At 64.1% G+C, this 19,527-nt stretch carries 19 protein-coding genes; 9 read left to right on the top strand and 10 right to left on the bottom strand.

Translation table 11 applies throughout. The features are described from left to right. Window positions 1–55 precede the first annotated feature (55 nt). Window positions 56–2,314, bottom strand: coding sequence for a DUF1631 domain-containing protein (locus GLW01_RS02650; RefSeq protein ID WP_160898045.1), 2,259 nt, complete (start codon window positions 2,312–2,314; stop codon window positions 56–58). Window positions 2,315–2,441: 127 nt separating this feature from the next. On the opposite strand from GLW01_RS02650, the gene nadC reads away from it, so the two are divergent. Both nadC and thpR read left to right on the top strand, forming a co-directional pair. Beyond that, complete coding sequence (gene nadC, locus GLW01_RS02645; protein ID WP_340162426.1) at window positions 2,442–3,299, top strand: carboxylating nicotinate-nucleotide diphosphorylase; 858 nt, start codon at window positions 2,442–2,444, stop codon at window positions 3,297–3,299. 71 nt (window positions 3,300–3,370) lie between these two features. Continuing rightward, complete coding sequence (gene thpR / locus GLW01_RS02640; RefSeq protein WP_160898044.1) at window positions 3,371–3,955, top strand: RNA 2',3'-cyclic phosphodiesterase; 585 nt, start codon at window positions 3,371–3,373, stop codon at window positions 3,953–3,955. Here the strand turns inward: thpR and GLW01_RS02635 are convergent. Genes GLW01_RS02635 through GLW01_RS02620 form a run of 4 tightly spaced genes read right to left on the bottom strand, consistent with a single transcriptional unit; the run spans window position 3,952 to window position 7,145 of the window. Continuing rightward, on the bottom strand, window positions 3,952–4,293 hold the full coding sequence (locus GLW01_RS02635; RefSeq protein ID WP_202405516.1) for a YqcC family protein: 342 nt from the start codon (window positions 4,291–4,293) through the stop codon (window positions 3,952–3,954). The two genes, thpR and GLW01_RS02635, sit on opposite strands and share 4 nt — an antisense overlap. 5 nt (window positions 4,294–4,298) lie before the next feature. Further along, entirely contained in the window at window positions 4,299–5,096 is a 798-nt protein-coding gene (locus GLW01_RS02630) for a ParA family protein (protein ID WP_160898043.1), read from the bottom strand. Window positions 5,097–5,150: 54 nt separating this feature from the next. After that, on the bottom strand, window positions 5,151–5,852 hold the full coding sequence (gene hda / locus GLW01_RS02625) for a DnaA regulatory inactivator Hda (protein ID WP_151438999.1): 702 nt from the start codon (window positions 5,850–5,852) through the stop codon (window positions 5,151–5,153). 9 nt (window positions 5,853–5,861) lie between these two features. Then, on the bottom strand, window positions 5,862–7,145 hold the full coding sequence (locus tag GLW01_RS02620; RefSeq protein WP_160898042.1) for a DUF2066 domain-containing protein: 1,284 nt from the start codon (window positions 7,143–7,145) through the stop codon (window positions 5,862–5,864). Between the two features lie 141 nt (window positions 7,146–7,286). Between GLW01_RS02620 and purM the strand changes: the two genes are divergently transcribed. The 3 genes from purM to GLW01_RS02605 are packed head-to-tail and all read left to right on the top strand — an operon-like array spanning window position 7,287 to window position 9,792. Further along, the gene (gene purM / locus GLW01_RS02615; RefSeq protein ID WP_160898041.1) at window positions 7,287–8,342 is read left to right on the top strand and encodes a phosphoribosylformylglycinamidine cyclo-ligase; all 1,056 of its coding nucleotides are present in this window, start codon (window positions 7,287–7,289) and stop codon (window positions 8,340–8,342) included. Next, complete coding sequence (purN, locus tag GLW01_RS02610) at window positions 8,342–9,001, top strand: phosphoribosylglycinamide formyltransferase (protein ID WP_192497233.1); 660 nt, start codon at window positions 8,342–8,344, stop codon at window positions 8,999–9,001. Before purM ends, purN begins: the two co-directional genes overlap by 1 nt. A gap of 56 nt (window positions 9,002–9,057) precedes the next feature. After that, complete coding sequence (locus GLW01_RS02605; RefSeq protein ID WP_151438995.1) at window positions 9,058–9,792, top strand: DUF3108 domain-containing protein; 735 nt, start codon at window positions 9,058–9,060, stop codon at window positions 9,790–9,792. On the opposite strand, the gene GLW01_RS02600 is transcribed toward GLW01_RS02605, so the two are convergent. The 5 genes from GLW01_RS02600 to apbC all read right to left on the bottom strand — a co-directional run bounded on the left by GLW01_RS02600 (window position 9,783) and on the right by apbC (window position 14,061). Then, complete coding sequence (locus GLW01_RS02600; RefSeq protein ID WP_160898040.1) at window positions 9,783–11,045, bottom strand: valine--pyruvate transaminase; 1,263 nt, start codon at window positions 11,043–11,045, stop codon at window positions 9,783–9,785. The genes GLW01_RS02605 and GLW01_RS02600 overlap by 10 nt on opposite strands. 12 nt (window positions 11,046–11,057) lie before the next feature. Then, window positions 11,058–11,681, bottom strand: coding sequence for a DUF416 family protein (locus tag GLW01_RS02595; RefSeq protein WP_151438993.1), 624 nt, complete (start codon window positions 11,679–11,681; stop codon window positions 11,058–11,060). 16 nt (window positions 11,682–11,697) lie between these two features. After that, window positions 11,698–12,267: a dCTP deaminase gene (dcd, locus tag GLW01_RS02590; RefSeq protein WP_151438992.1), complete on the bottom strand. Its 570-nt coding sequence runs from the start codon at window positions 12,265–12,267 to the stop codon at window positions 11,698–11,700. A gap of 73 nt (window positions 12,268–12,340) precedes the next feature. Continuing rightward, complete coding sequence (locus GLW01_RS02585) at window positions 12,341–12,877, bottom strand: DUF2062 domain-containing protein (protein WP_151438991.1); 537 nt, start codon at window positions 12,875–12,877, stop codon at window positions 12,341–12,343. Between the two features lie 95 nt (window positions 12,878–12,972). Then, entirely contained in the window at window positions 12,973–14,061 is a 1,089-nt protein-coding gene (apbC, locus tag GLW01_RS02580; protein WP_151438990.1) for an iron-sulfur cluster carrier protein ApbC, read from the bottom strand. Window positions 14,062–14,204: 143 nt separating this feature from the next. On the opposite strand from apbC, the gene metG reads away from it, so the two are divergent. The 4 genes from metG to rsxC all read left to right on the top strand — a co-directional run bounded on the left by metG (window position 14,205) and on the right by rsxC (window position 19,526). Beyond that, window positions 14,205–16,262 carry a methionine--tRNA ligase gene (gene metG / locus GLW01_RS02575; protein ID WP_160898039.1) on the top strand — a complete coding sequence of 686 codons (2,058 nt, stop codon included), beginning with the start codon at window positions 14,205–14,207 and terminating at the stop codon, window positions 16,260–16,262. Between the two features lie 372 nt (window positions 16,263–16,634). Beyond that, complete coding sequence (gene rsxA, locus GLW01_RS02570) at window positions 16,635–17,216, top strand: electron transport complex subunit RsxA (RefSeq protein ID WP_151438988.1); 582 nt, start codon at window positions 16,635–16,637, stop codon at window positions 17,214–17,216. Between the two features lie 19 nt (window positions 17,217–17,235). Continuing rightward, the gene (gene rsxB / locus GLW01_RS02565; RefSeq protein WP_202405539.1) at window positions 17,236–17,835 is read left to right on the top strand and encodes an electron transport complex subunit RsxB; all 600 of its coding nucleotides are present in this window, start codon (window positions 17,236–17,238) and stop codon (window positions 17,833–17,835) included. Further along, complete coding sequence (gene rsxC / locus GLW01_RS02560) at window positions 17,835–19,526, top strand: electron transport complex subunit RsxC (RefSeq protein WP_160898037.1); 1,692 nt, start codon at window positions 17,835–17,837, stop codon at window positions 19,524–19,526. Before rsxB ends, rsxC begins: the two co-directional genes overlap by 1 nt. The last annotated feature ends 1 nt before the right edge of the window (window position 19,527 follow it).

Raw genomic sequence — 19,527 nt, 5'->3', positions numbered from 1 at the left:
GTTCAGGCGGCAGTGAAGCACAGTGGCCATATTTTGCAAGAGGGAGCCCGAAGCCTCAGGCGGTCTGCCCCTGGCGCAGGCTGTCGATGACCGACTCCAGGGCGCGGTCAAAGATCAGGCCATCATCCAGCATCTCGAGGGTGCCATCAGCCAGGGCCTGATTGACCTCCGGCATCATGTACTCCACCACCCGGGCGCCGTTGCGGTTAACAAAGATGTACTTGCCCGTGGCGCGGATGACCGCCGCCAGCTTGCAGCGCACAGGGCTGCCCTCAGGGGGCTGCCATGTAAGCCAGGCCCCCACGCTCAGATCCGGGGGCGTCACCGCCTCGGCTTCTTCCTCGGGCTGCTCGGGCACGACCTCGGCAGGCGCTTCAAGCGGCTGCTCCGCAGCGAGCTCATCACCGGACGCTTCGGCCAGGCCTGGGGGCGCCTCGCTGGTGAGATCCAGCTCACTGCCGCCGGTGGTCTCCTGCGGCGCTTCTTCCTTCGGTGCGGTCTTCAGGCGCTGGAGCACATCCACATGCACCAGCTCAAGCTGATGCAGGCTGCGGTCCGTTTCAAAGGGATCCCAGCCGATCTTTTCCAGGCTCTCGCGCACGCTTCGCACAATGCCGGGGATTTCACGCAACAACACTGAGCGGGTGGAGGCCAGGAAGGGTGCTGGGTCCAGGCTCCAGAGCAGCCTGTCGGTCAGCTCGCACTGCGCCTTCCAGCCTTCGCCCTCATCACCCTCGCGCAGGTAATGCCACTTGAGCACACGGAACCAGGCACTCTCCAGAAAGCCCTGCAGGCTCTCCGGCACCGTGTACCGGGCCCGTGCCTCGCTCAGGAAACGTTCCACCTCGGCCCTGGCCTGCTCATCCCGGGCGCGCCCTTCCTCGGCATCGCGCAGGCGCTGCTCCACCAGTTCACGCCGCCGCCGATCCTTCTCCATGAAGGCCGTGAAGTCGTCCAGAACGGATTCAAAGACGCTCACGTCATCGCTGTACTCATTCAGGATCCGGCTGACCGCGGATTCCATCTTCTCGTAGAGCGGATCACGGCTGCTGTCGTTGCCCTCGTTCCACACCAGCGCCGCCGAGGACAGCTCATTGAGCAGTTTACGGGCAGGATGACCACCACGCTCGAAGAAGGCCGGATCCACCAGTGCCACCTTGACCATGGGAATCTGAAGCCGGCCTATCAGTGCCTGCATCGTCTCGGGCAGGCGGCGATCCTCAAGGATGAAATCGAACAGCATGGAAACCAGGTTGATCACGTCCGAATCCACCTGGCGCACATTGCGATCATTGCTGTTAACCAGTCCCTGAACAACAGGAACCATACCACCCGCCTGTGAGGCCTCGGCCGAGAGCTGAACACCGGAGAGCATCTGCACCAGCTCGGATGTCTGCACCGGTGTAGCCCCCTGCCCCGCGCCAATGACCGGGAAGCCCTGGCCGGCACCCATGGAGCCGGACGGCATGCCACCGCCCTGGCCACCGCCCGAATGCATCATCTCGATCAGGCTGCGGATGTCGGTGCCACTGGACTGCTCGGCCCCGTCACCGGAAGCCGGGCCGCTGCTGGTCTGCCCTGCCGTGCCGGCCGGCGCACCCTGACTGGTGTTGCGGCGCTGACGCTGCGGCATAGGATTCTTCAGGTTGGGCAGCACACCCTCATCGCTGAGATGTTGATTGGCCTCGGTGTACAGGTTGTCCAGCTGGTTGATCAGCAGCTTGTCGAACAGCTTATAGATCACCAGCCGGGAGCGTATATCGATGGACAGCGAGGAGCAGGCCTCAGCAAGGCCGTGACAGATGACTTCCGGCCCGAGGGGATTGCGCGAGGACGCCAGCTCCGGGTTCCGCAACAGTTCCGCCACCCGCTGGCGCAGCAGCTCCACCTGGTCGGTGTAGCGGTTGCGGATGCGCTGGATCATATTGTCCACCGCCACCTGCTCTTCCAGGTCGTCGTCTTCCACCAGCGACAGCGACTCCAGGTCGGACTCCCCTTCGCTGTGCCGGCCCGGCGCGGGCTCGAAGTGGCCACCTTCATTGAAGGCACGGCTCAGCCACTGCTGGAAGGCCAGAGTCATGGACTTGCGTTGCATGCGCAGTTCACGCATGGCATCAAAGTAGGTGGTCTGCTCGGCATTGGAGCGTGAGCGCTCGGACAGATCAAACAGCGCGTCATCGGCGCTGTCGAAGAAAGCGTCAAGCAGTGTGCGGAAACGGACCGCCGCCCTGTCGCGCAGGCTGATCAGCGGGGATGGCAGCTGGCGCCCTTCCCCGGACTGACCCAGGGTGACTACATTCTCTCCACGACTCATCTGTCTGGCTCCCGAACTTCAGCGAAACGCCGGTTGGATTTTCAACGGTTCCACTATAGAGTCGGAGCGCGTCAATCTGTGTCAGAATTTGTCACCTTTTGTGACCACCGCCAGCAAGGGCCAGACCATGATGAACCCGATCCCCGCTGCCACACTGCGTCAGGCCGTGACACGCGATGTCGCCGCCAGTATTGCCGAGGATGAAGGCTCCGGTGACCGCACCGCCGCCCTTATTGATCCGGCGCGCGTGGTCGAAGCCGGGGTCATTGTGCGTCATGAGGCGGTGGTCGCCGGCAGACCCTGGGTGGATGAGTGCTTCCGGCAGGTGGACCCGCGCCTGAGCGTGGTCTGGCACTGCAGTGAGGGGGAGCGGGTCGCCGCGGATTCGCACCTCCTCACCATCACCGGCCCTGCCCGGTCCCTGCTCACCGCCGAACGCATCGCGCTCAACTGGCTCCAGACGCTCTCCGGTGTGGCAACGCGCTGTCGCGCCTATGCAGACCTTATCGCGCATACCGGGGCACGACTCCTGGACACCCGCAAGACCCTGCCGGGACTGCGCATCGCCCAGAAATACGCGGTCGGATGTGGTGGCTGCGCCAACCACCGTATCGGCCTGTACGACGGCATTCTCATCAAGGAGAACCACATCGCCAGCTGTGGCTCCATAACCACCGCCGTTGAGCGTGCCCGGCAGACATCACCGGATGTGCCCCTGGAGGTGGAAACCGAAACCGAAGCGGAAGTGGCGGAGGCCATCGCTGCTGGCGCCGAACGCATCATGCTGGATGAGTTCCCGCTGGAGAGCATGGCGCGGATGGTGGAACGCTACCGTGGTCAGGCCCGCTTTGAGGCCTCCGGCGGCATCACGGAGGCGAACCTGGCGGCCATTGCGGAAACCGGCGTCGATTTCATCTCCCTGGGCGCACTGACCAAGGATGTCACGGCCGTGGACCTTTCGCTGCGCATACGGGATGAGGCCTGAACGGCACAACGGACGGTAAACGTCTATAGTGATGGCCAGACGGGGTGCCTGCGACAGAGGAGGATCCGAAGGTGGCCGACGCGATCCGAAGCTTTCTTGCCGTGCCAGTGGGGCAATCCGTGGCGGAACCCCTGATGGCCACGGTCAACGCCTCAACCCACGCCCTGCCGCCGCTGCGGATTACCCCATGGGCGAACCTGCATCTCACACTGGTGTTCCTGGGCGCCGTCCCGCAGCGGGTACTGGATGATCAGGTCATACCACGGGTGGGTGAACTGCTGGCCGATGCGCGCCCGGGCCGGATCCACTTCCGTCAGGTGGCGGGTTTCCCCGATCCCGGCAGCCCCCGTCACCTGGTTCTGGAAGGCTACGCCTCCCCCACCATCGAAACGCTCCAGCGCACCCTCAGGGAGGGCCTGGCAGAGACACTCGGGCATTCCCGGCAGGAACAGCAGTGGCGCCCACACATCACGGTCGCCCATTTCCGGGACCGCAAGCCGCGCCCCATAACAGCCACGCCCTGGCAGGCGGAACTGCCAGTGGCCGAGGTCTGTCTCTACGCAAGCGAGCAGGGCCTGCACGGTCCCGTGTACAGGGTGCGGGAGCGCTGGCCACTGGCCCAGGAACCGGACGAGGCCGACGCTACGGAGACCTAGCGCGCGGCCGTTACCAGCTCGTCCAGCCGCCGGAGCGCCTCGATGAGCAGGCTGCCATCCTGTTCCAGCTTCCGGAAATATTCCTCGGCCATGGGCGCCACATCACACCAGGGGGGCATGGCTTCGCCGCCTTCCAGCATGCCCTCCAGCTTGGGCAGGAACACGAACTGGACCCACTCAGGGAAGGTCATGGTATCCACGCAGAAGGGCTGCACACTGGCAAAGGCCTCAGGCGACGGCGAGGTACTGCTGCGCAGTGCCAGCTCCGACAATGCCTCCTCCACACGTTTCATGCTGCCAGGCAGCGCCTGACGCGCGTGTTCCCGGTCCATTGCCATGCGCCTCAGGCTCCCAGCGGTTCCACGTCCACGGCCTCACCATTGAGCAGGCCGTAGAGGTCCTGGAAACGCGCCGTGAGGTTGTGCTTCGGCGCCATGTGGATCAGGGGCCGCCCCGCCTGGTGGGATTCCTTCATCTTCACCGAGGACGGCAGCCGGACCGGCAGCACCGGCAGCCCCTCATCCGTCAGCTCCTGGACAAGCCGGCGCGGCAGGCTGGCCTGACTCTGGAACTGGTTGGCAATGATGCCCTCAATCATCAGGTCGGGGTTGTGGTCCTCCTGAAGTTCCTGAATCTCGCCCATGATGCTGTACAGCGCCTGGCGGGAGAAATCGTCGCAGTCAAAGGGAATCAGGCAGCGCTGCGCCGCGATCAGGGCCGAACGGGTGTAGAAATTCAGCGCCGGTGCCGTGTCGATGTAGATGGCATCATAGAGATCGCTCAGGCGGCTCAGGTGGTCGCGCAGCTTGTAGATTTTGTGCTTGGCTTCCAGCTTGCGCTCCAGGTAGTCCAGCTCGGGACTCGAGGGCAGCACATGCAGGTTGGAGAACGCCGAGGCATGCACGAACTCCTCGGGGCGACGGCTGGAGATGCGGAAGGCGATGGACTGCTCCAGCAGGTCGGCCACCGTGTCCTTCAGCTCTTCCGCGGGTCTGCCAAGCAGATACTGGGTTGAATTCCCCTGTGGATCCAGGTCAACCACCAGTGTCCGCACACCACGGCTGGCACTGATGGCCGCCAGATTACTGACGATACTGGATTTCCCCACACCGCCCTTCTGATTGAAAACAACCCGGCGCATGGCTTTCCCCCTGTGTTTTTGCTGTTATCGATGAAATCCCTGCAGATCCGGAGTCTACCAGCCCAGCACCTGCCTGACGAAGGGTACCGTCAGCCGCCGCTGCTGTTGCAGCGAGGCCTCATCCAGATGATCCAGAAGCCCCAGGAGCTGGCCCGGATCCCGGGGGGCACGACGCAGGATGTAACGGGTCACCTCCTCCGGCATGGCAAGCCCCCGGTTTTCCGCCCGCGCCCGGAGCATGGCCGCACGCTGATCATCGTCCGGGAGGGCCAGCTGCCACACGGGCAGGGCCCTGAGCCGTGATGCCAGATCCGGCAGGGCCCAGTCCAGTGCCGCCGGCGGCTGTCGGCTCGCGATCAGAAGGCGTCCACCGGCATCCTGCACACGATTGAACAGGTGCAGCAACGCCTCCTGCCAGGCGGGATCCGCAGGCAATCCGTCCAGATCATCCAGACAGACGGGATCGAACCCCTCAAACCCCTGAAGCGCCTCCGGCGCCAGTGCCGCCGCCTCGCGCAGACTGAGCGAAACCGGCTGGAGGCCGGCAGACTCCGCGGCCAGGCAGACGGCATTGAGAAGGTGACTCTTGCCCGCTCCGGCATCACCACAGAGCACCAGGGAACCGGCGTCTGCCGATACCGGCCAGGCCTGAAGCCGCTCGACCACGGCCCCGTTGGATCCGGCATGGAAATTGGCAAATCCGGCTTCATCCCGAAGCCGGATCCGCAGGGGAAACTGGGAAGGTGTCTGTGTCATGGCCCCATTCTACTGCTGCAGCGTGGCACCGCTTCCTCCGGTTTCCTCTGCCGAATCCAGCGGCACGATCTCCTGCACCTCACCACGGCCAGGCAGCATGCTGCTGCCCCGCTCTTCATCCCAGCGATAGTAGAGCCTCAGCGTGTCATCCTGCGGATCAGCCGGAACCGCACCGTCCGGCGGCCCGCCCGTCAGCACCAGCCGCTCATCAAGCCCAATGTAGTCACGCAGAACGCCCAGATCACCATTGAACGCCAGGTCCAGAGTCAGATGGTCCTGCTTCACCGTGTCCACCTGCACCGACCGGATCGGCTCCAGCCCGGCCAGTGACCGGCGCACACCGGCATAGGACGCGAGTGTCCCAACACCGGTCACCCGCATACGGGCGGAACGCAGGTCCTCGCCCCTGGGCGGCGCCACGGCATAACGCCCGGCCAACCGGTCAGCCCAGGCATCCACCAGCTGCCGCACCACCATGGCACGTTCGCTGTCACGGGCAACGCCCTCCGCAACCCGGTCATTCCCTCGCCACAACTGCCAGCGTGCCCGCCAGCCACCACCGGCCCGATTGACCCTGACCGTCGCCATGAGGTCATGGGGATAGCGTCGGGAAGCCTCCTTTATAGGTCCCTGGAACAGCCCCCAGAGCTCGGACAGACTGACTTCCGCGCGATCCCGCTCATCGTGGAAGGGCAATGCCAGCGGCAACCCGCGCCGCTGGGATTCCGCCCAGAGCGGCTCTTTCCAGGGGCCCCGTTCCGCGGCAATGGCCTCCCTGTCCAGAGGCTGCATGGGTTCCGTAAGGAAGGGGGGCAGTGTGTTCTCCCGGTGGATCAGCTCACGATCACCGCGATCATCCACCGCGAACCAGACCAGAACCCGGGGGCGATTGGCGCCCCACACCGCAACGCCCCGCTCAGCCAGCATCTGACCAACCGCGGGAGCACTCAGGGTGGCATGGAGCTCCAGATCTTCCCCATTGCGCCGATAACTGAAGGCGTCAATGAAGCGGGTGGTGCGTCCATCCAGGGCACGCTCGCTGGCACTGTCCCCACCGGCAACCGGCACCAGCTCCCGCACCTCGGCGGGATCACCCGTGAGGCGCAGCAGCACCTGGCGCAGGGCTTCCCGGAAAGCTTCATCCCGTGCCCCCGTCCCGGTATCCTCAACCGGCACTACCGCCTGATACAAACGATCCACAACCACTGCCTGAGCTGGGCCGGCCAGCATCAACAGCAGCAGAAGACCGCCTGCCAGCAGCCCTGCCCGGAACCGATCAATGCGCTGTTCCACCCGAACTCCCATTGTCCACTGTCTCGCCCTCAAAGGTCGGCTCAGGATACAACAACCACCCCAACCACAACACCCACAGCATTTGGCCGGGGATGACCACGGTGCTAGAATCCGCGCAATGCCCGTTTCGAGGAACGCCCCATGAGCGACACCAACCAGGGAATGACCTACCGCGACGCCGGAGTCGACATTGATGCCGGCAGTGAGCTGGTCGACCGCATCGGCGAGAGCGTTGCACGCACCCAACGGCCGGAGGTTCTGGGTGGCCTGGGCGGTTTCGGAGGGGCCTTCGCGGTTCCCGAGGGCTATAAGGAACCCGTGCTGATCTCCGGGACCGACGGGGTCGGCACCAAGCTCCGCCTGGCCATGGACACGGAGCGCCACGACCGCATCGGCATCGACCTGGTGGCCATGTGCGTGAATGACATTATCGTCACCGGCGCCGAACCTTTGTTCTTCCTCGACTACTACGCCACCGGCAAGCTCAACAATGACATCGCCGCCGACGTCATCAAGGGCATTGCAACCGGCTGCGAGAACGCCGGCTGCTCGCTGGTTGGCGGCGAGACCGCGGAAATGCCCGGCATGTACCAGGGCAACGACTACGACCTTGCCGGCTTCTGTGTGGGCATTGTGGAGCGCAAACGCCTGATCGACGGCAGCCGCGTGGAAGCCGGTAACGCCCTTATTGGTCTTGGTTCCTCGGGCCCGCACTCCAATGGCTACTCCCTGATCCGCCGCATCCTCGAGCACACCGACGCGGACCTGAAACAGTCCGTGGGCACGGAGACCCTGGGCGAGGCCCTGATGGCCCCCACCCGCATCTATGTGAAGCCGCTTCTGGAGATACTGCACCAGTTCGACGTCCGGGCCATGGCCCACATCACCGGTGGCGGACTCACGGAAAACGTGCCGCGCGTGCTGCCCGAGGGCACGGAAGCAGTCATCGACACCCACAGCTGGCAGTGGCCGGACGTCTTCCAGTGGCTCCAGCGCGCCGGCAACGTGGCCACCGACGAGATGTTCCGTACCTTCAACTGCGGCGTCGGCATGGTGGTCTGCATTCCGGAGACCGAGCGTGACCAGGTTCTGGAAACCCTCAATGACGCGGGCGAGGACGCCTGGCTCCTGGGCTACATCCAGGAATCCGATGACCCTGCGGGTGTCCGCTTCGTCCCCGACAACGACGAACGCTGATGCCGGACACCCTGCCGCGTATCGTTGTCCTCATTTCCGGGGGCGGAACCAACCTTCAGGCACTGATTGACGCCGAGGCCGCCGGTACGCTGGATGGCACCATTGCCGGCGTCATCAGCAACCGTACCGGCGTCAAGGGCTTGGATCGGGCTGAAAGCGCCGGCATTCCCGCTCAGGCCATTCCGCACCGCGACCATGACAGCCGGGAATCCTTCGACCAGGCCCTGATGGCCGCCATTGATGGGTTCAGGCCGGATCTGGTGGTCCTGGCCGGCTTCATGCGCATTCTTACGGACGCTTTCGTACAGCACTACCAGGGGCGGCTGCTCAATATCCACCCCTCGCTGCTGCCGGCCTGGCCCGGCCTGCACACCCATCGCAAGGTGCTGGAGGCTGGGGAAAAGGAGCACGGCGCCACCGTGCATTTCGTCACCGAGGAACTGGACGGTGGCCCACGCATCATCCAGGGCCGGGTCCGGGTACACCCTGACGATAACGAGGACAGCCTGGCAGGCCGCGTGGGCGTGCAGGAGCGCCGGATCTACCCAGAGGCCGTACGCTGGTTCTGCCAGGGGCGGCTGCGCCTGGTGCAGGGTCGGGCGCAGCTCGACGGCACGCCCCTGGACGAACCGGTGGACCCCGACTCCCAAAACACTTGAGCCGGTCACAGGGTTCTCATAGGGTAGAAGCAAACCGTCCAACAAGGGATGCTGACATGGACCCGATCCGCCGCCTGGTGCTCACACTCGCTGCCGCCGCCGTTCTGCCTTCCGCCGCTTTCGCGCAGGACCTGGGCCTCTACCCCATGACCACCACCTATGGCGCGGAGCTCGAACGCGGCATCACCATCAGTGGCGAAGCCACGCGTTCACTGGAACCCACGGACACCGGCCGCTGGATCTACCGTTTTGATGTGGACTCCTTCGTGGCGGATATCCGCGAGTCCAGCCGGTTCCGTTTCGAGGACCAGACCGTGATCTCAGAGCGGTACCGCTACAGCCTGGAAGGCTTCTTCCTGTCCAACCGCTACAAAAAGCTCGATTTCAACTGGGATGAAAGCGTCATTGTGGACCGGGTGAACGACCAGCGCACGGACATGAGTGACCACCCGGATGTTCAGGACCAGCTCGGGGCCCAGCTCCAGCTCTGGGTGGACCTGCGCGCCGGCAGGGAGACGATGGAGTACGTGATCCCGGACGAGGGCGAATTCAAGGATTACCAGTTCGAAGTGCTGCGTGAGGAGACCCTGGATACCCGCGAGTTCGGCAAGGTCGAAACCGTAGTGGTGGAACGGGTGCGGGACGAGGACTCACCCCGCACCACCCTGATGTGGTTCGCCCCTGAATGGGATCACCTGCTGGTGCGGCTGGAGCAGACCAATGACGAGGGCGAGGACTTCGAGATCTACCTCAAGAGCGCCACCCTCGACGGCGAACGCATTCAGCCCTGAGCCCAGGCCCGCTTGACTTCCTCGGCAATGGCCTGGAGACCGCGGGCCACGTCCGCCTCGTCCTGGGAATAGGTCACACGCAGGCACTCATGCTGGTGGCGCCAGCCCTCGTCCCGCAGCCCCGGAAAGAAATAGTGCCCTGACACCACCAGCACCCCCCTGGCCTTGAGCCGCTTATAGAGTTCCAGACTGCTGATGGGCAGATCAGGGAACCAGAGCCACAGGAACATGGCGCCCTCCGGCTTGTGGACCCGCCAGGGGCACTCATCACCCATGGCTTCCCGGAAGGCTGCCACGGCAGCCTCCATCTTGCGCTGGTAGACGGGCTGCACCAGATCCCGGCTCATGCTGATGATCTCGCCACTGCGCACCAGCGGCTCCGCCAGCATGGCGCCGAAACTCCCTGTGGCCAGGTTCATGATGGCGTTCACACCTGACAGGGCCCGGATCACCGGCTTGTCGGCGATCACGATACCGGTGCGCGCCGCCGGGATACCCAGTTTTGAGAGGCTCAGGCAGAGGATATGCTGGGGTGTCCAGCGCGGGGATGCCTCGGTATACATCAGGTCCGGGAAGGGCGTGCCATAGGCGCCGTCCACGATCAGCGGAATATCATGTTCCCGCGCCAGCTCCTCAAGGCCCAGCATTTCGCCATCGGTCAGCACGTTGCCGGTCGGGTTGGTTGGGCGGGACACGCAGATGGCGGCGGTGTCTTCCGTGATCTCGAGCTGCGAGAAATCCACCCGGTACTTGAACTGATTGTCCCCCAGCTCCTCGATTTCAGGGCGGACCGCGTGGAACAGGCCCGGCGTCAGCCCGGCATCGCCATAGCCGATATACTCCGGCGCCAGCGGCAGGAGTATGTGCTTGTGGCTGCCGTCCGGATGTTCACCGGCCAGCATGTTGAACAGCATGAAGAACGCGGACTGGCTGCCATTGGTCAGCCCCACGTTCTCCGTGGTCAGCCCCCAGTCGTATTCCCGGTTGAGCAGTTCAACCAGGCTGGCAATGAACTGCTTCTCGCCCTGGGGTGGGTCGTAAACGCCCGTCAGGCGCCGGAACTGCTCCGGATCGTCCACCAGCTCCTTCATGATCGCCTGCAGCCGGTCTGTCACCTCCGGAAGATGGCCCGGGTTGCCCCCGCCCATCATGACCACGTCGCCACCGGAGGCCATGGCCTCGCCCAGATCGTCCATCAGCGAATTGATGCCGGCGTCCTCGCCCAGCTTCTGACCGAAGGATGAGAGTTTCATGCAGGCTCCCGTTCAGGATTGGTTCGCGTTCGCCCAGCGCTCCGGGACTTCCAGGCCCAGGCTGCTGACACCGTCGTTGTGCGCCATCTCGTGCAATTCATTCAGGGTTTCGCCATCCGGTGCCGGGGCACGACGCAGCGTCTCGGCCAGGGTCTTCTGGAACGATTTTTCCGCTTTCACCAGTTCATGCCCGTCGAACAGCTTCACCAGCGCGTCGTCCTCCAGCCCCTCGCCCTCGGTGACCTCGATGAAGGTGGTCACCGTCTCCAGGGCCCGGGCTGCCGCCTCAAAGGCGCGTTTCTTTTCCGGGTTCACATGGCACAGGAAGGCCTGCTCCAGCAGGTGCCAGGCATCCATGGCCGGGGCCACCCCGTAGAAATCATACTCGGCGGGGTCCGGATACACATCTTCCAGGCGGGTGAGCTGCTTCAGAGGGTCCACGTCATGGTCCTTGATGGCCAGCATCCGCCAGCCCCAGTCCAGGGCATCCCGGAAGCGGTCACCCCACTCGGGTTCGGTGATCTCGGCAAAGAGCGCGTAGTTGGGGAAAGCCCTTTCGGCCAGCGCCAGTATGAAAGCGTACTGGCGCCAGCCGGTCAGGCGGTTCATTTCCCGCTGCCACTGCTTCGAGTTCATGGGCCGCTCCCGGCGTTCAGGTCTTGGGCAGGGTCACGCCACGCTGGCCCATGTACTTGCCCTTACGGTCCGCGTAGCTGGTCTCACAGACCTCATCGGACTCCAGGAACAGCATCTGGGCCACCCCTTCGTTGGCATAGATGCGCGCGGGCAGGTTGGTGGTATTCGAGAACTCCAGGGTTACCTGCCCTTCCCATTCCGGCTCCAGCGGTGTGACGTTGACGATGATCCCGCAGCGGGCATAGGTGGACTTGCCCAGGCAGATGGTGAGCACGTTGCGCGGAATCCGGAAGTACTCCACGGTCTGCGCCAACGCAAATGAATTGGGCGGGATAATGCACGATTCCCCGGAAATGTTGACGAAACTGTCCTCGTCAAAATTCTTGGGATCGACCGTGGCCGAATGAACGTTGGTGAAGATCTTGAACTCGGAGCTGCAACGCACGTCGTAGCCGTAGCTGGAGGTACCGTAGGAGATGACCTTGCCCTTGTCCGCAGTCTCCTTGATCTGACCAGGCTCGAAGGGTTCGATCATGCTGTATTCCTCCGCCATCCGGCGGATCCAGCGATCGGATTTGATGCTCATGCTGCGTCAACGTCCACGATTGGATGATTGGGATAGCCGGGGATCATACCGCAGCTGACACAGGCACCGAAAGTCAGGGACCGGAAGCCGCTCCGTTGCGGCGCTGCTTGCGCAGGCGACGGCGGGCAAGAATCCATCGCGAGAGGCCATGGGTCGCCAGATAGCCGCCCACCGCGAACGGCACGGCAACGATCAGGCTCCCGATGATGGTGAACGTCATGGTGTCCCCCGCCCGCTCGAACATCCATGAGGGGATGAAATCCATGGACACCGGCAGCAGCACGGTCAGCAGCTCACCCAACTCGTGGAACCCCCAGTAGAGCGGCGCCATGGTGATCGGATTGCTCAGCCAGGACACAGCAAAGGCCGCCGGAAAGTTGCCCCGCAGCACCACACAGCCGATGATCATGAAAATCGTCTGGAAACCCACCGTGGGCGTCAGGCCCACGAACAGACCGACGCTGACGCCACGGGCAGCCGACTCAACGCCGCCTCTGAGGCACCCGGTCACGTACAGCAGATGCCACAGGCGGGGGTGGCCCACCAACCAGTTATGGCCGCGGCGTCGGAGGACCCGGTAACGGGCCTGGAGTGTGGGGAATCGTTTCATACGCCCCTGGCCAATGGATGCTGGAGACTGCAAGCGCACCGTTTATAACTCAATGGTTACCCTCCAGGCCATTAAGACTCGTTTACGACCTGTAATCAGGAACTCATTGCGGCGATGGGAGAGCTGGTATCCCGCTCCCGCTGCGACAGTGCCGCTCCCACCCGCCGAGCGAGATCAGCGTAGATCCGCGAGACTTCCGAGTCCGGTTCCGCCACCACCGTCGGGTTGCCCCCGTCAGTCTGCTCCCGGATGGTGCGGTGCAGCGGCAACTGCGCCAGAAGCGCCACATCATAGTCCGCGGCCAGGCGTTCGCCACCGTCACTGCCGAACAGCGGATCATGATGCCCACAATGGCTGCAGATGTGCGTGCTCATGTTCTCAACCACGCCCAGCACCGGGATATCCACCTTGCGGAACATCTCGATGCCCTTCTGGCCATCCATCAGCGCCATGTCCTGGGGCGTGGTGACCACAACCGCACCGGTCACGGGCACCTTCTGCGCCAGGGTCAGCTGGATATCGCCGGTGCCTGGCGGCATGTCCACCACCAGGTAATCCAGATTATCCCACAGGGTCTGCCCAACCATCTGCTGGACAGCACCGCTGACCATGGGCCCGCGCCAGATCATGGGAGTTTTATCCGTGATCATGAAAGCCATGGACATGGCCTGGATACCGTGGGCCTCAATCGGTACGAAGTATTTCTCCTGCTTCGTCTCCGGCCGGGTGCCTTCGGGGATCCCGAGCATCAGCCCCACGTTCGGCCCGTAGATGTCCGCATCCAGGATGCCCACGCGCGCGCCCTCGCCCGCCAGTGCCAGAGCCAGGTTCACGGCGGTTGTGGACTTGCCCACGCCACCCTTGCCGGAGGCCACGGCGATAATGTTGCTCACCCCACCCATGGCATGCAGATCGCCCTGAGCCTTGTGGGGATGGATGTTGTGACTGGTGGTGATGCGCACATCCTCCACGCCTTCCACATCCTCGATGGCATGGGTCAGGAGCGACCGGGCACCGCCCGCGATGCCATTCCATGCATAGCCCAGCTGGACCTCAAAGGACACCGTACCGTCCTCAATGGACAGATTCCGGATGGCCCCCAGCGACAACAGGTCCTGCTTAAGATAGGGGTCCGTGTACTGGCGGATCGCCTGTTCGACCGCGCTCTGGTCAATATCCGTCATGCTGCTCCCGAAACAAAGGATTCCAATGCCTCAATGATACGCCCGGCGCGGGGGAGGCTGCCATACAGGCGGGATGAAAAAAACGCGGCTGAGCGGTATCATCGGCAACTCCAAAACCAATCACACGGAGCCAGCCAACCCCCATGAGCGAGCCGAGCGCCCATCGCCGCGACATCCTGGTCACCAGTGCCCTGCCCTACGCCAATGGCCCCATCCACCTGGGCCATCTGCTGGAGTACATCCAGAGCGACATCTGGGTGCGTTACCAGAAGCTGCGGGGGGAGAACTGCCACTATGTCTGCGCGGACGACGCCCACGGCACCGCCATCATGCTCCGGGCGGAGCGCGAGGGGATTACGCCGGAACAGCTGATCAGCCGCATCCAGGCCGAACACGAGCGTGACTTTGCCGGCTTTCTGGTCGAATTCGACAACTACTACTCGACCCATTCTGAGGAAAACCGCGAGCTGTCCTCCTACATCTACCAGAAACTGCGCGACCGCGGCCATATCGCAACGCGCAGCATCACGCAGGCCTACGATCCCGAAAAGGGCATGTTCCTGGCAGACCGTTTCATCAAGGGCACCTGTCCGCGCTGCCGCACCCCGGACCAGTACGGCGACAACTGCGAGGCCTGCGGCGCCACCTACACGCCCATGGAGCTGATTGAACCCAGATCCGCGCTCTCCGGCGCTACGCCCGAGGAGCGCGAGTCCGAGCATTTCTTCTTCACACTGCCGGACTTCGCCGACTTCCTGCGGGACTGGACCAACAGCGGCGCTCTACAGCCCGGCATGGCCAACAAACTGGCGGAATGGCTCGACGCCGGCCTGCACGACTGGGATATCAGCCGCGACGCGCCCTACTTCGGTTTCGAGATCCCGGATTCCCCCGGCAAGTACTTCTACGTCTGGGTCGATGCCCCGGTGGGCTACCTGGCCAGCTTCCAGAACCTGTGCAACCAGCGTGGCGACATTGACTTCGACCATTACTGGCGCGAAGACTCCACCGCCGAGGTCTACCATTTCATCGGCAAGGACATCGTCAACTTCCACGCCCTGTTCTGGCCGGCGATGCTCAAGACGGCCGGGTTCCGCACGCCCACGGCCATCAACTGCCACGGCTTCGTGACCGTGAACGGCCAGAAGATGTCCAAGTCCCGCGGCACCTTCATCATGGCGCGCACCTACCTGGATCACCTGCATCCGGAGTACCTGCGCTACTACTTCGCGGCCAAGCTCACCGCCGGTGTGGACGACATGGACCTGAACCTGGATGACTTCATCCAGAAAGTGAATTCGGACCTGGTGGGCAAGGTGGTCAACATCGCCAGCCGCAGCGCCGGTTTCATCACCAAGCAGTTCGAGGGCCGCCTGGGCTCTGAAATCACCGAACCGGAGCGGCTGAAGGAATTCACCGACGCCGCCGAAGAGATTGCGGGCTATTACGAGGAACGGGAAATCGGCCGCGCCATGAAGCGTGTGATGGAACTGGCCGACCGGGCCAACCAGTACGTGGACGAGCAGAAGCCCTGGGTCCTGGCCAAGGACGAGACCACCCGCGACCAGGTCCAGGCCATCAGCACCAATGCGCTGAACATGTTCCGCATCCTTATGACCTACCTGGCGCCCGTGCTGCCGGAAACTGCGCGCAACGCGGAGGCTTTCCTCAACACCAGCCTGGACTGGCGCCGGCTTGAGGATCATCTGCTGGATCACGGAATCAACAAGTTCAAGCCGCTGATGAAGCGCATCGACTCCAAACAGATCGAGGCCATGCTCGAAGCCTCGAAAGAAGATGTGGCCCAGGATCAGCAGACGAGCCAGCAGCCCGCTCAAGCCGAGAAGGAGGAATCTAACGTGGAGCCCATTGCCGACCAGATCGAGTTCGATGACTTCGCGAAGGTGGACCTGCGGGTGGCCAAGATTGAGAACGCCGAGCATGTTGAGGGCGCGGACAAGCTGCTGAAGCTGACACTGGATATCGGGGCGGAAGAGCGCCAGGTGTTTGCGGGCATCAAGACGGCCTACGCACCTGAGGACCTGATCGGGCGGCTGACGGTGATGGTGGCGAACCTGAAGCCGCGGAAGATGAAGTTCGGGGTGTCCGAGGGGATGGTTCTGGCGGCCGGGCCCGGGGGTGAGGATATCTGGCTTCTGGCTCCCGACTCCGGGGCGACGCCTGGGTTGCGGGTTATGTAGTTGTCTCAGGAATGCGGCAGGGTTGCCGGGCGGGTTTCAGGGAGGTCTTCCCGGGAATCGCTGTAAATACATCCCTGTACGCTGCTATTCCGCCATCCATGGCTCCATAGCTTCCCGGGAAGACCTCCCTGAAACCCACCTACTGGATGCCCCGGTGTCGCAGACAGGCAATTGACGAGGAGCCTGGGATTGCGGAGACAACAGAGTTCCATGGCCGGATGCCCATGACGGATCCGGATTGGAGGGGGTCGGGTGGTTCCTTCCGGGAAGCTATGGAGCCATGGATGGCGGAATAGCAGCCTACAGGGACGTACTCGTGGCGATTCCCGGAAGGAACCACCCGACCCCCTCCCCACGACAAAGCGGAAGCCGATGACTGAATACCTTCTGATACTGATCAGCACCGTCCTGGTGAACAACTTCGTGCTGGCCCAGTTCCTGGGGCTGTGCCCCTTCATGGGCGTCTCCAACAAACTGGAGACCGCCATGGGCATGTCCATGGCCACCACCTTCGTGCTGACACTGGCCTCCGTGTGCAGCTATCTGGTCAACACCTGGATCCTCGAACCCCTGCAGGTCGAATACCTGCGCACCATCAGCTTCATCCTCGTCATCGCCGTGGTCGTGCAGTTCACCGAGATGGCCGTTCGCCACACCAGCCCCCTGCTCCACCGGGTACTGGGCATCTTCCTGCCGCTGATCACCACCAACTGTGCCGTGCTCGGCGTGGCACTGCTCAACATCCAGGAGAAGAACAGCTTCCTGGAATCCGTACTCTACGGCTTCGGCGCCGCCGCCGGTTTCTCGCTGGTGCTGGTGCTGTTTTCCGCCATGCGCGAGCGCATCGCCGCCGCCGACGTGCCCCAGCCATTCCAGGGCGCCGCCATCGGCATGATCACCGCCGGCATCATGTCGCTGGCCTTCATGGGTTTCACCGGCATGGTGCAGGTGTGAGAGGGTTACCGGCATGTGGATGAACCTGCTCCTCGCCATCGCGACCCTGCTGCTGCTGGCCGGCGCCTTCGGAGCCCTGCTGGGGTATGCGTCCGTGCGCCTGCGTCGGGATGACGACTCCCTGGTGGAGCAGATCGACGCGGTGCTGCCCCAGACCCAGTGCGGGCAGTGCGGTTACCCCGGCTGTCGCCCCTATGCGGAAGCCATCGCCGAGGGCGACGCCATCAACAAGTGCCCGCCCGGTGGCGAAGCGACCATCCAGAGCCTGGCCAACCTGCTGGATGTGGAACCGCAACCGTTGGATGCCGAACATGGCGAGGAGCAGCCCAAACGGGTAGCCTACATCCGCGAGGCCGAGTGCATCGGCTGCACCAAGTGCATCCAGGCCTGCCCGGTGGACGCTATCGTGGGTGCGCCCAAGTTCATGCACACCGTGATCGAGAGCGAATGCACCGGCTGTGACCTGTGCGTGGCCCCCTGCCCCGTGGACTGCATCGACATGATTGAAGTCGCCCGAGGCATCGATGACTGGGTGCCGCCTCACCCCGCGGACCGGCCACTGACCCATGACGGTCCTGTGATCGCCACGGACCAGCGTCCGGCGGAGGCCTCCGCCTGATGGGGACGCAATTCGACTTTCCCGGCGGCATTCATCCACCGGACAACAAACTTCGGTCGCTGCAGACACCGATCCGCCAGGCGCCACTGCCGGATCGGTTGACTGTGCCGCTGCGCCAGCATCGCGGCGACCCCGGGCGGGTGGTGGTAGCCGTTGGTGACCACGTACTGACCGGACAGCCACTGAGCGAAGGCCAGCCGGGACGCTCGGTTCCGGTGCATGCGCCCACCTCCGGAACCATCACGGCCATCAAGTCGCACGAAGTGCCTCATCCCTCAGGGCTGGAAGAGACCTGTATCCTCATTGAGGCGGATGGCCGCGACCAGTGGTACGAGCTGGCGCCCTGCCCGGACAGCGCCAGTACCGCCGAACGCTACGACCACCTGCACCGGACAGGCGTTGTTGGGCTCGGTGGTGCCGGTTTCCCGACCCGCGACAAACTCCAGAGCGCAGAGGCAGCGCCAGACGTCCTGATCCTCAATGGCGCTGAGTGCGAGCCCTACATCACCGCCGACCAGGCCCTGATGCGTGAACGGCCGGACTCGGTAGTGGCCGGGGCCCTGGCCCTGTGGCGACTGGTGGGGGCGGGCCGGTGCCTGATTGGCATCGAGGACAACAAGCCGGATGCCATTGAGGCGCTCAGACAGTCGGCCGAGGGAACCAGCGTCGAGATACGGGTTGTCGCCGCGCGCTACCCCTCCGGCGGCGAGCGCCAGCTGATCCAGCTGCTGACCGGCCTCGAAGTACCCTCCGGCGGCCTGCCCGCTGACGTGGGCGTGCTCTGCCAGAACGTCGCCACGGCGGTCGCCGTGGACCGCTCCCTGCGTCTGGGCGAACCGGTCATCCAGCGCATCACCACCCTCACGGGCGAGGCACTGGCCCGGCCCGGTAACATCGAGGCCCGCATCGGAACGCCCCTGGACCACCTGCTGTTCGAAGCAGGGCTGGATCCCCAGCGCCTGCACCGGCTCATCATGGGCGGGCCGCTGATGGGGTTCGACCTGACCACGACCGGCCTGCCCCTGATCAAGACCGCCAACTGCCTGATCGCGGGCACCGCCGGGGAATTCCCGGACCCGCCGATCCCGCAGCCGTGCATCCGCTGCGGCCTGTGCGAACAGGCCTGCCCCGTGGATCTGCTGCCCCAGCAGCTCTACTGGTTCGCCAGCGCCGGTGAGCACCGCAAGGCCGAGCACTTCGACCTGTTCGACTGCATCGAGTGTGGCGCCTGCGACTGGGTCTGCCCCAGCCACCTGCCCCTGACGGATTACTACCGACACAGCAAGGGCGTGCTGCGCCAGGAACAGAAGGAGCAGGCGGAGGCGGATCATGCCCGCCAGCGGTTTGAGGAACGCCAGGCCCGACTGGAACGGGAACAGGCGGACCGCGAGGAACGTCGCCGGGCGCGCCAGCAGGCCCGGGAACAGCGCCACAACGTGGCGCCCGCAGAGGCATCCGAAGCCGCTACCGCAGCAGCGAGCTCACCGACGGCGCCCGGCCCGGACCGTGAAACCCTGATCCAGCGCCGGGACCAGGCCCGACAGAAGGTCGAGGAGGCGCAGGCACAACTGGCCGAGGCCCGGGAACAGACCCCGGAAGCCGTGCCCAAACTGGAACGGGCCCTGAACAAGCACCAGAAACGCCTGGACGCCGCCGAGAAAGCGCTCAGCGACGCGCAGGAGGATACCTGAG

The organism is Vreelandella halophila, from assembly GCF_009856365.1.
Taxonomy (GTDB): Bacteria; Pseudomonadota; Gammaproteobacteria; order Pseudomonadales; family Oleiphilaceae; genus Halospina; species Halospina utahensis_B.
Note: the sequence above shows the minus strand (reverse complement) of the source record. Positions and strands in the feature narration are given on the sequence as shown.

What these genes read in the sequence shown, in the direction of transcription:
- GLW01_RS02650 (WP_160898045.1), bottom strand. Translation starts at nt 2,314, where the DNA reads ATGAGTCGTGGAGAGAATGTAGTCACCCTGGGTCAGTCCGGGGAAGGG.
- nadC (WP_340162426.1), top strand. Translation starts at nt 2,442, where the DNA reads ATGATGAACCCGATCCCCGCTGCCACACTGCGTCAGGCCGTGACACGC.
- GLW01_RS02635 (WP_202405516.1), bottom strand. Translation starts at nt 4,293, where the DNA reads ATGGCAATGGACCGGGAACACGCGCGTCAGGCGCTGCCTGGCAGCATG.
- GLW01_RS02630 (WP_160898043.1), bottom strand. Translation starts at nt 5,096, where the DNA reads ATGCGCCGGGTTGTTTTCAATCAGAAGGGCGGTGTGGGGAAATCCAGT.
- hda (WP_151438999.1), bottom strand. Translation starts at nt 5,852, where the DNA reads ATGACACAGACACCTTCCCAGTTTCCCCTGCGGATCCGGCTTCGGGAT.
- purM (WP_160898041.1), top strand. Translation starts at nt 7,287, where the DNA reads ATGAGCGACACCAACCAGGGAATGACCTACCGCGACGCCGGAGTCGAC.
- purN (WP_192497233.1), top strand. Translation starts at nt 8,342, where the DNA reads ATGCCGGACACCCTGCCGCGTATCGTTGTCCTCATTTCCGGGGGCGGA.
- GLW01_RS02605 (WP_151438995.1), top strand. Translation starts at nt 9,058, where the DNA reads ATGGACCCGATCCGCCGCCTGGTGCTCACACTCGCTGCCGCCGCCGTT.
- GLW01_RS02600 (WP_160898040.1), bottom strand. Translation starts at nt 11,045, where the DNA reads ATGAAACTCTCATCCTTCGGTCAGAAGCTGGGCGAGGACGCCGGCATC.
- GLW01_RS02595 (WP_151438993.1), bottom strand. Translation starts at nt 11,681, where the DNA reads ATGAACTCGAAGCAGTGGCAGCGGGAAATGAACCGCCTGACCGGCTGG.
- dcd (WP_151438992.1), bottom strand. Translation starts at nt 12,267, where the DNA reads ATGAGCATCAAATCCGATCGCTGGATCCGCCGGATGGCGGAGGAATAC.
- GLW01_RS02585 (WP_151438991.1), bottom strand. Translation starts at nt 12,877, where the DNA reads ATGAAACGATTCCCCACACTCCAGGCCCGTTACCGGGTCCTCCGACGC.
- apbC (WP_151438990.1), bottom strand. Translation starts at nt 14,061, where the DNA reads ATGACGGATATTGACCAGAGCGCGGTCGAACAGGCGATCCGCCAGTAC.
- metG (WP_160898039.1), top strand. Translation starts at nt 14,205, where the DNA reads ATGAGCGAGCCGAGCGCCCATCGCCGCGACATCCTGGTCACCAGTGCC.
- rsxA (WP_151438988.1), top strand. Translation starts at nt 16,635, where the DNA reads ATGACTGAATACCTTCTGATACTGATCAGCACCGTCCTGGTGAACAAC.
- rsxB (WP_202405539.1), top strand. Translation starts at nt 17,236, where the DNA reads ATGAACCTGCTCCTCGCCATCGCGACCCTGCTGCTGCTGGCCGGCGCC.
- rsxC (WP_160898037.1), top strand. Translation starts at nt 17,835, where the DNA reads ATGGGGACGCAATTCGACTTTCCCGGCGGCATTCATCCACCGGACAAC.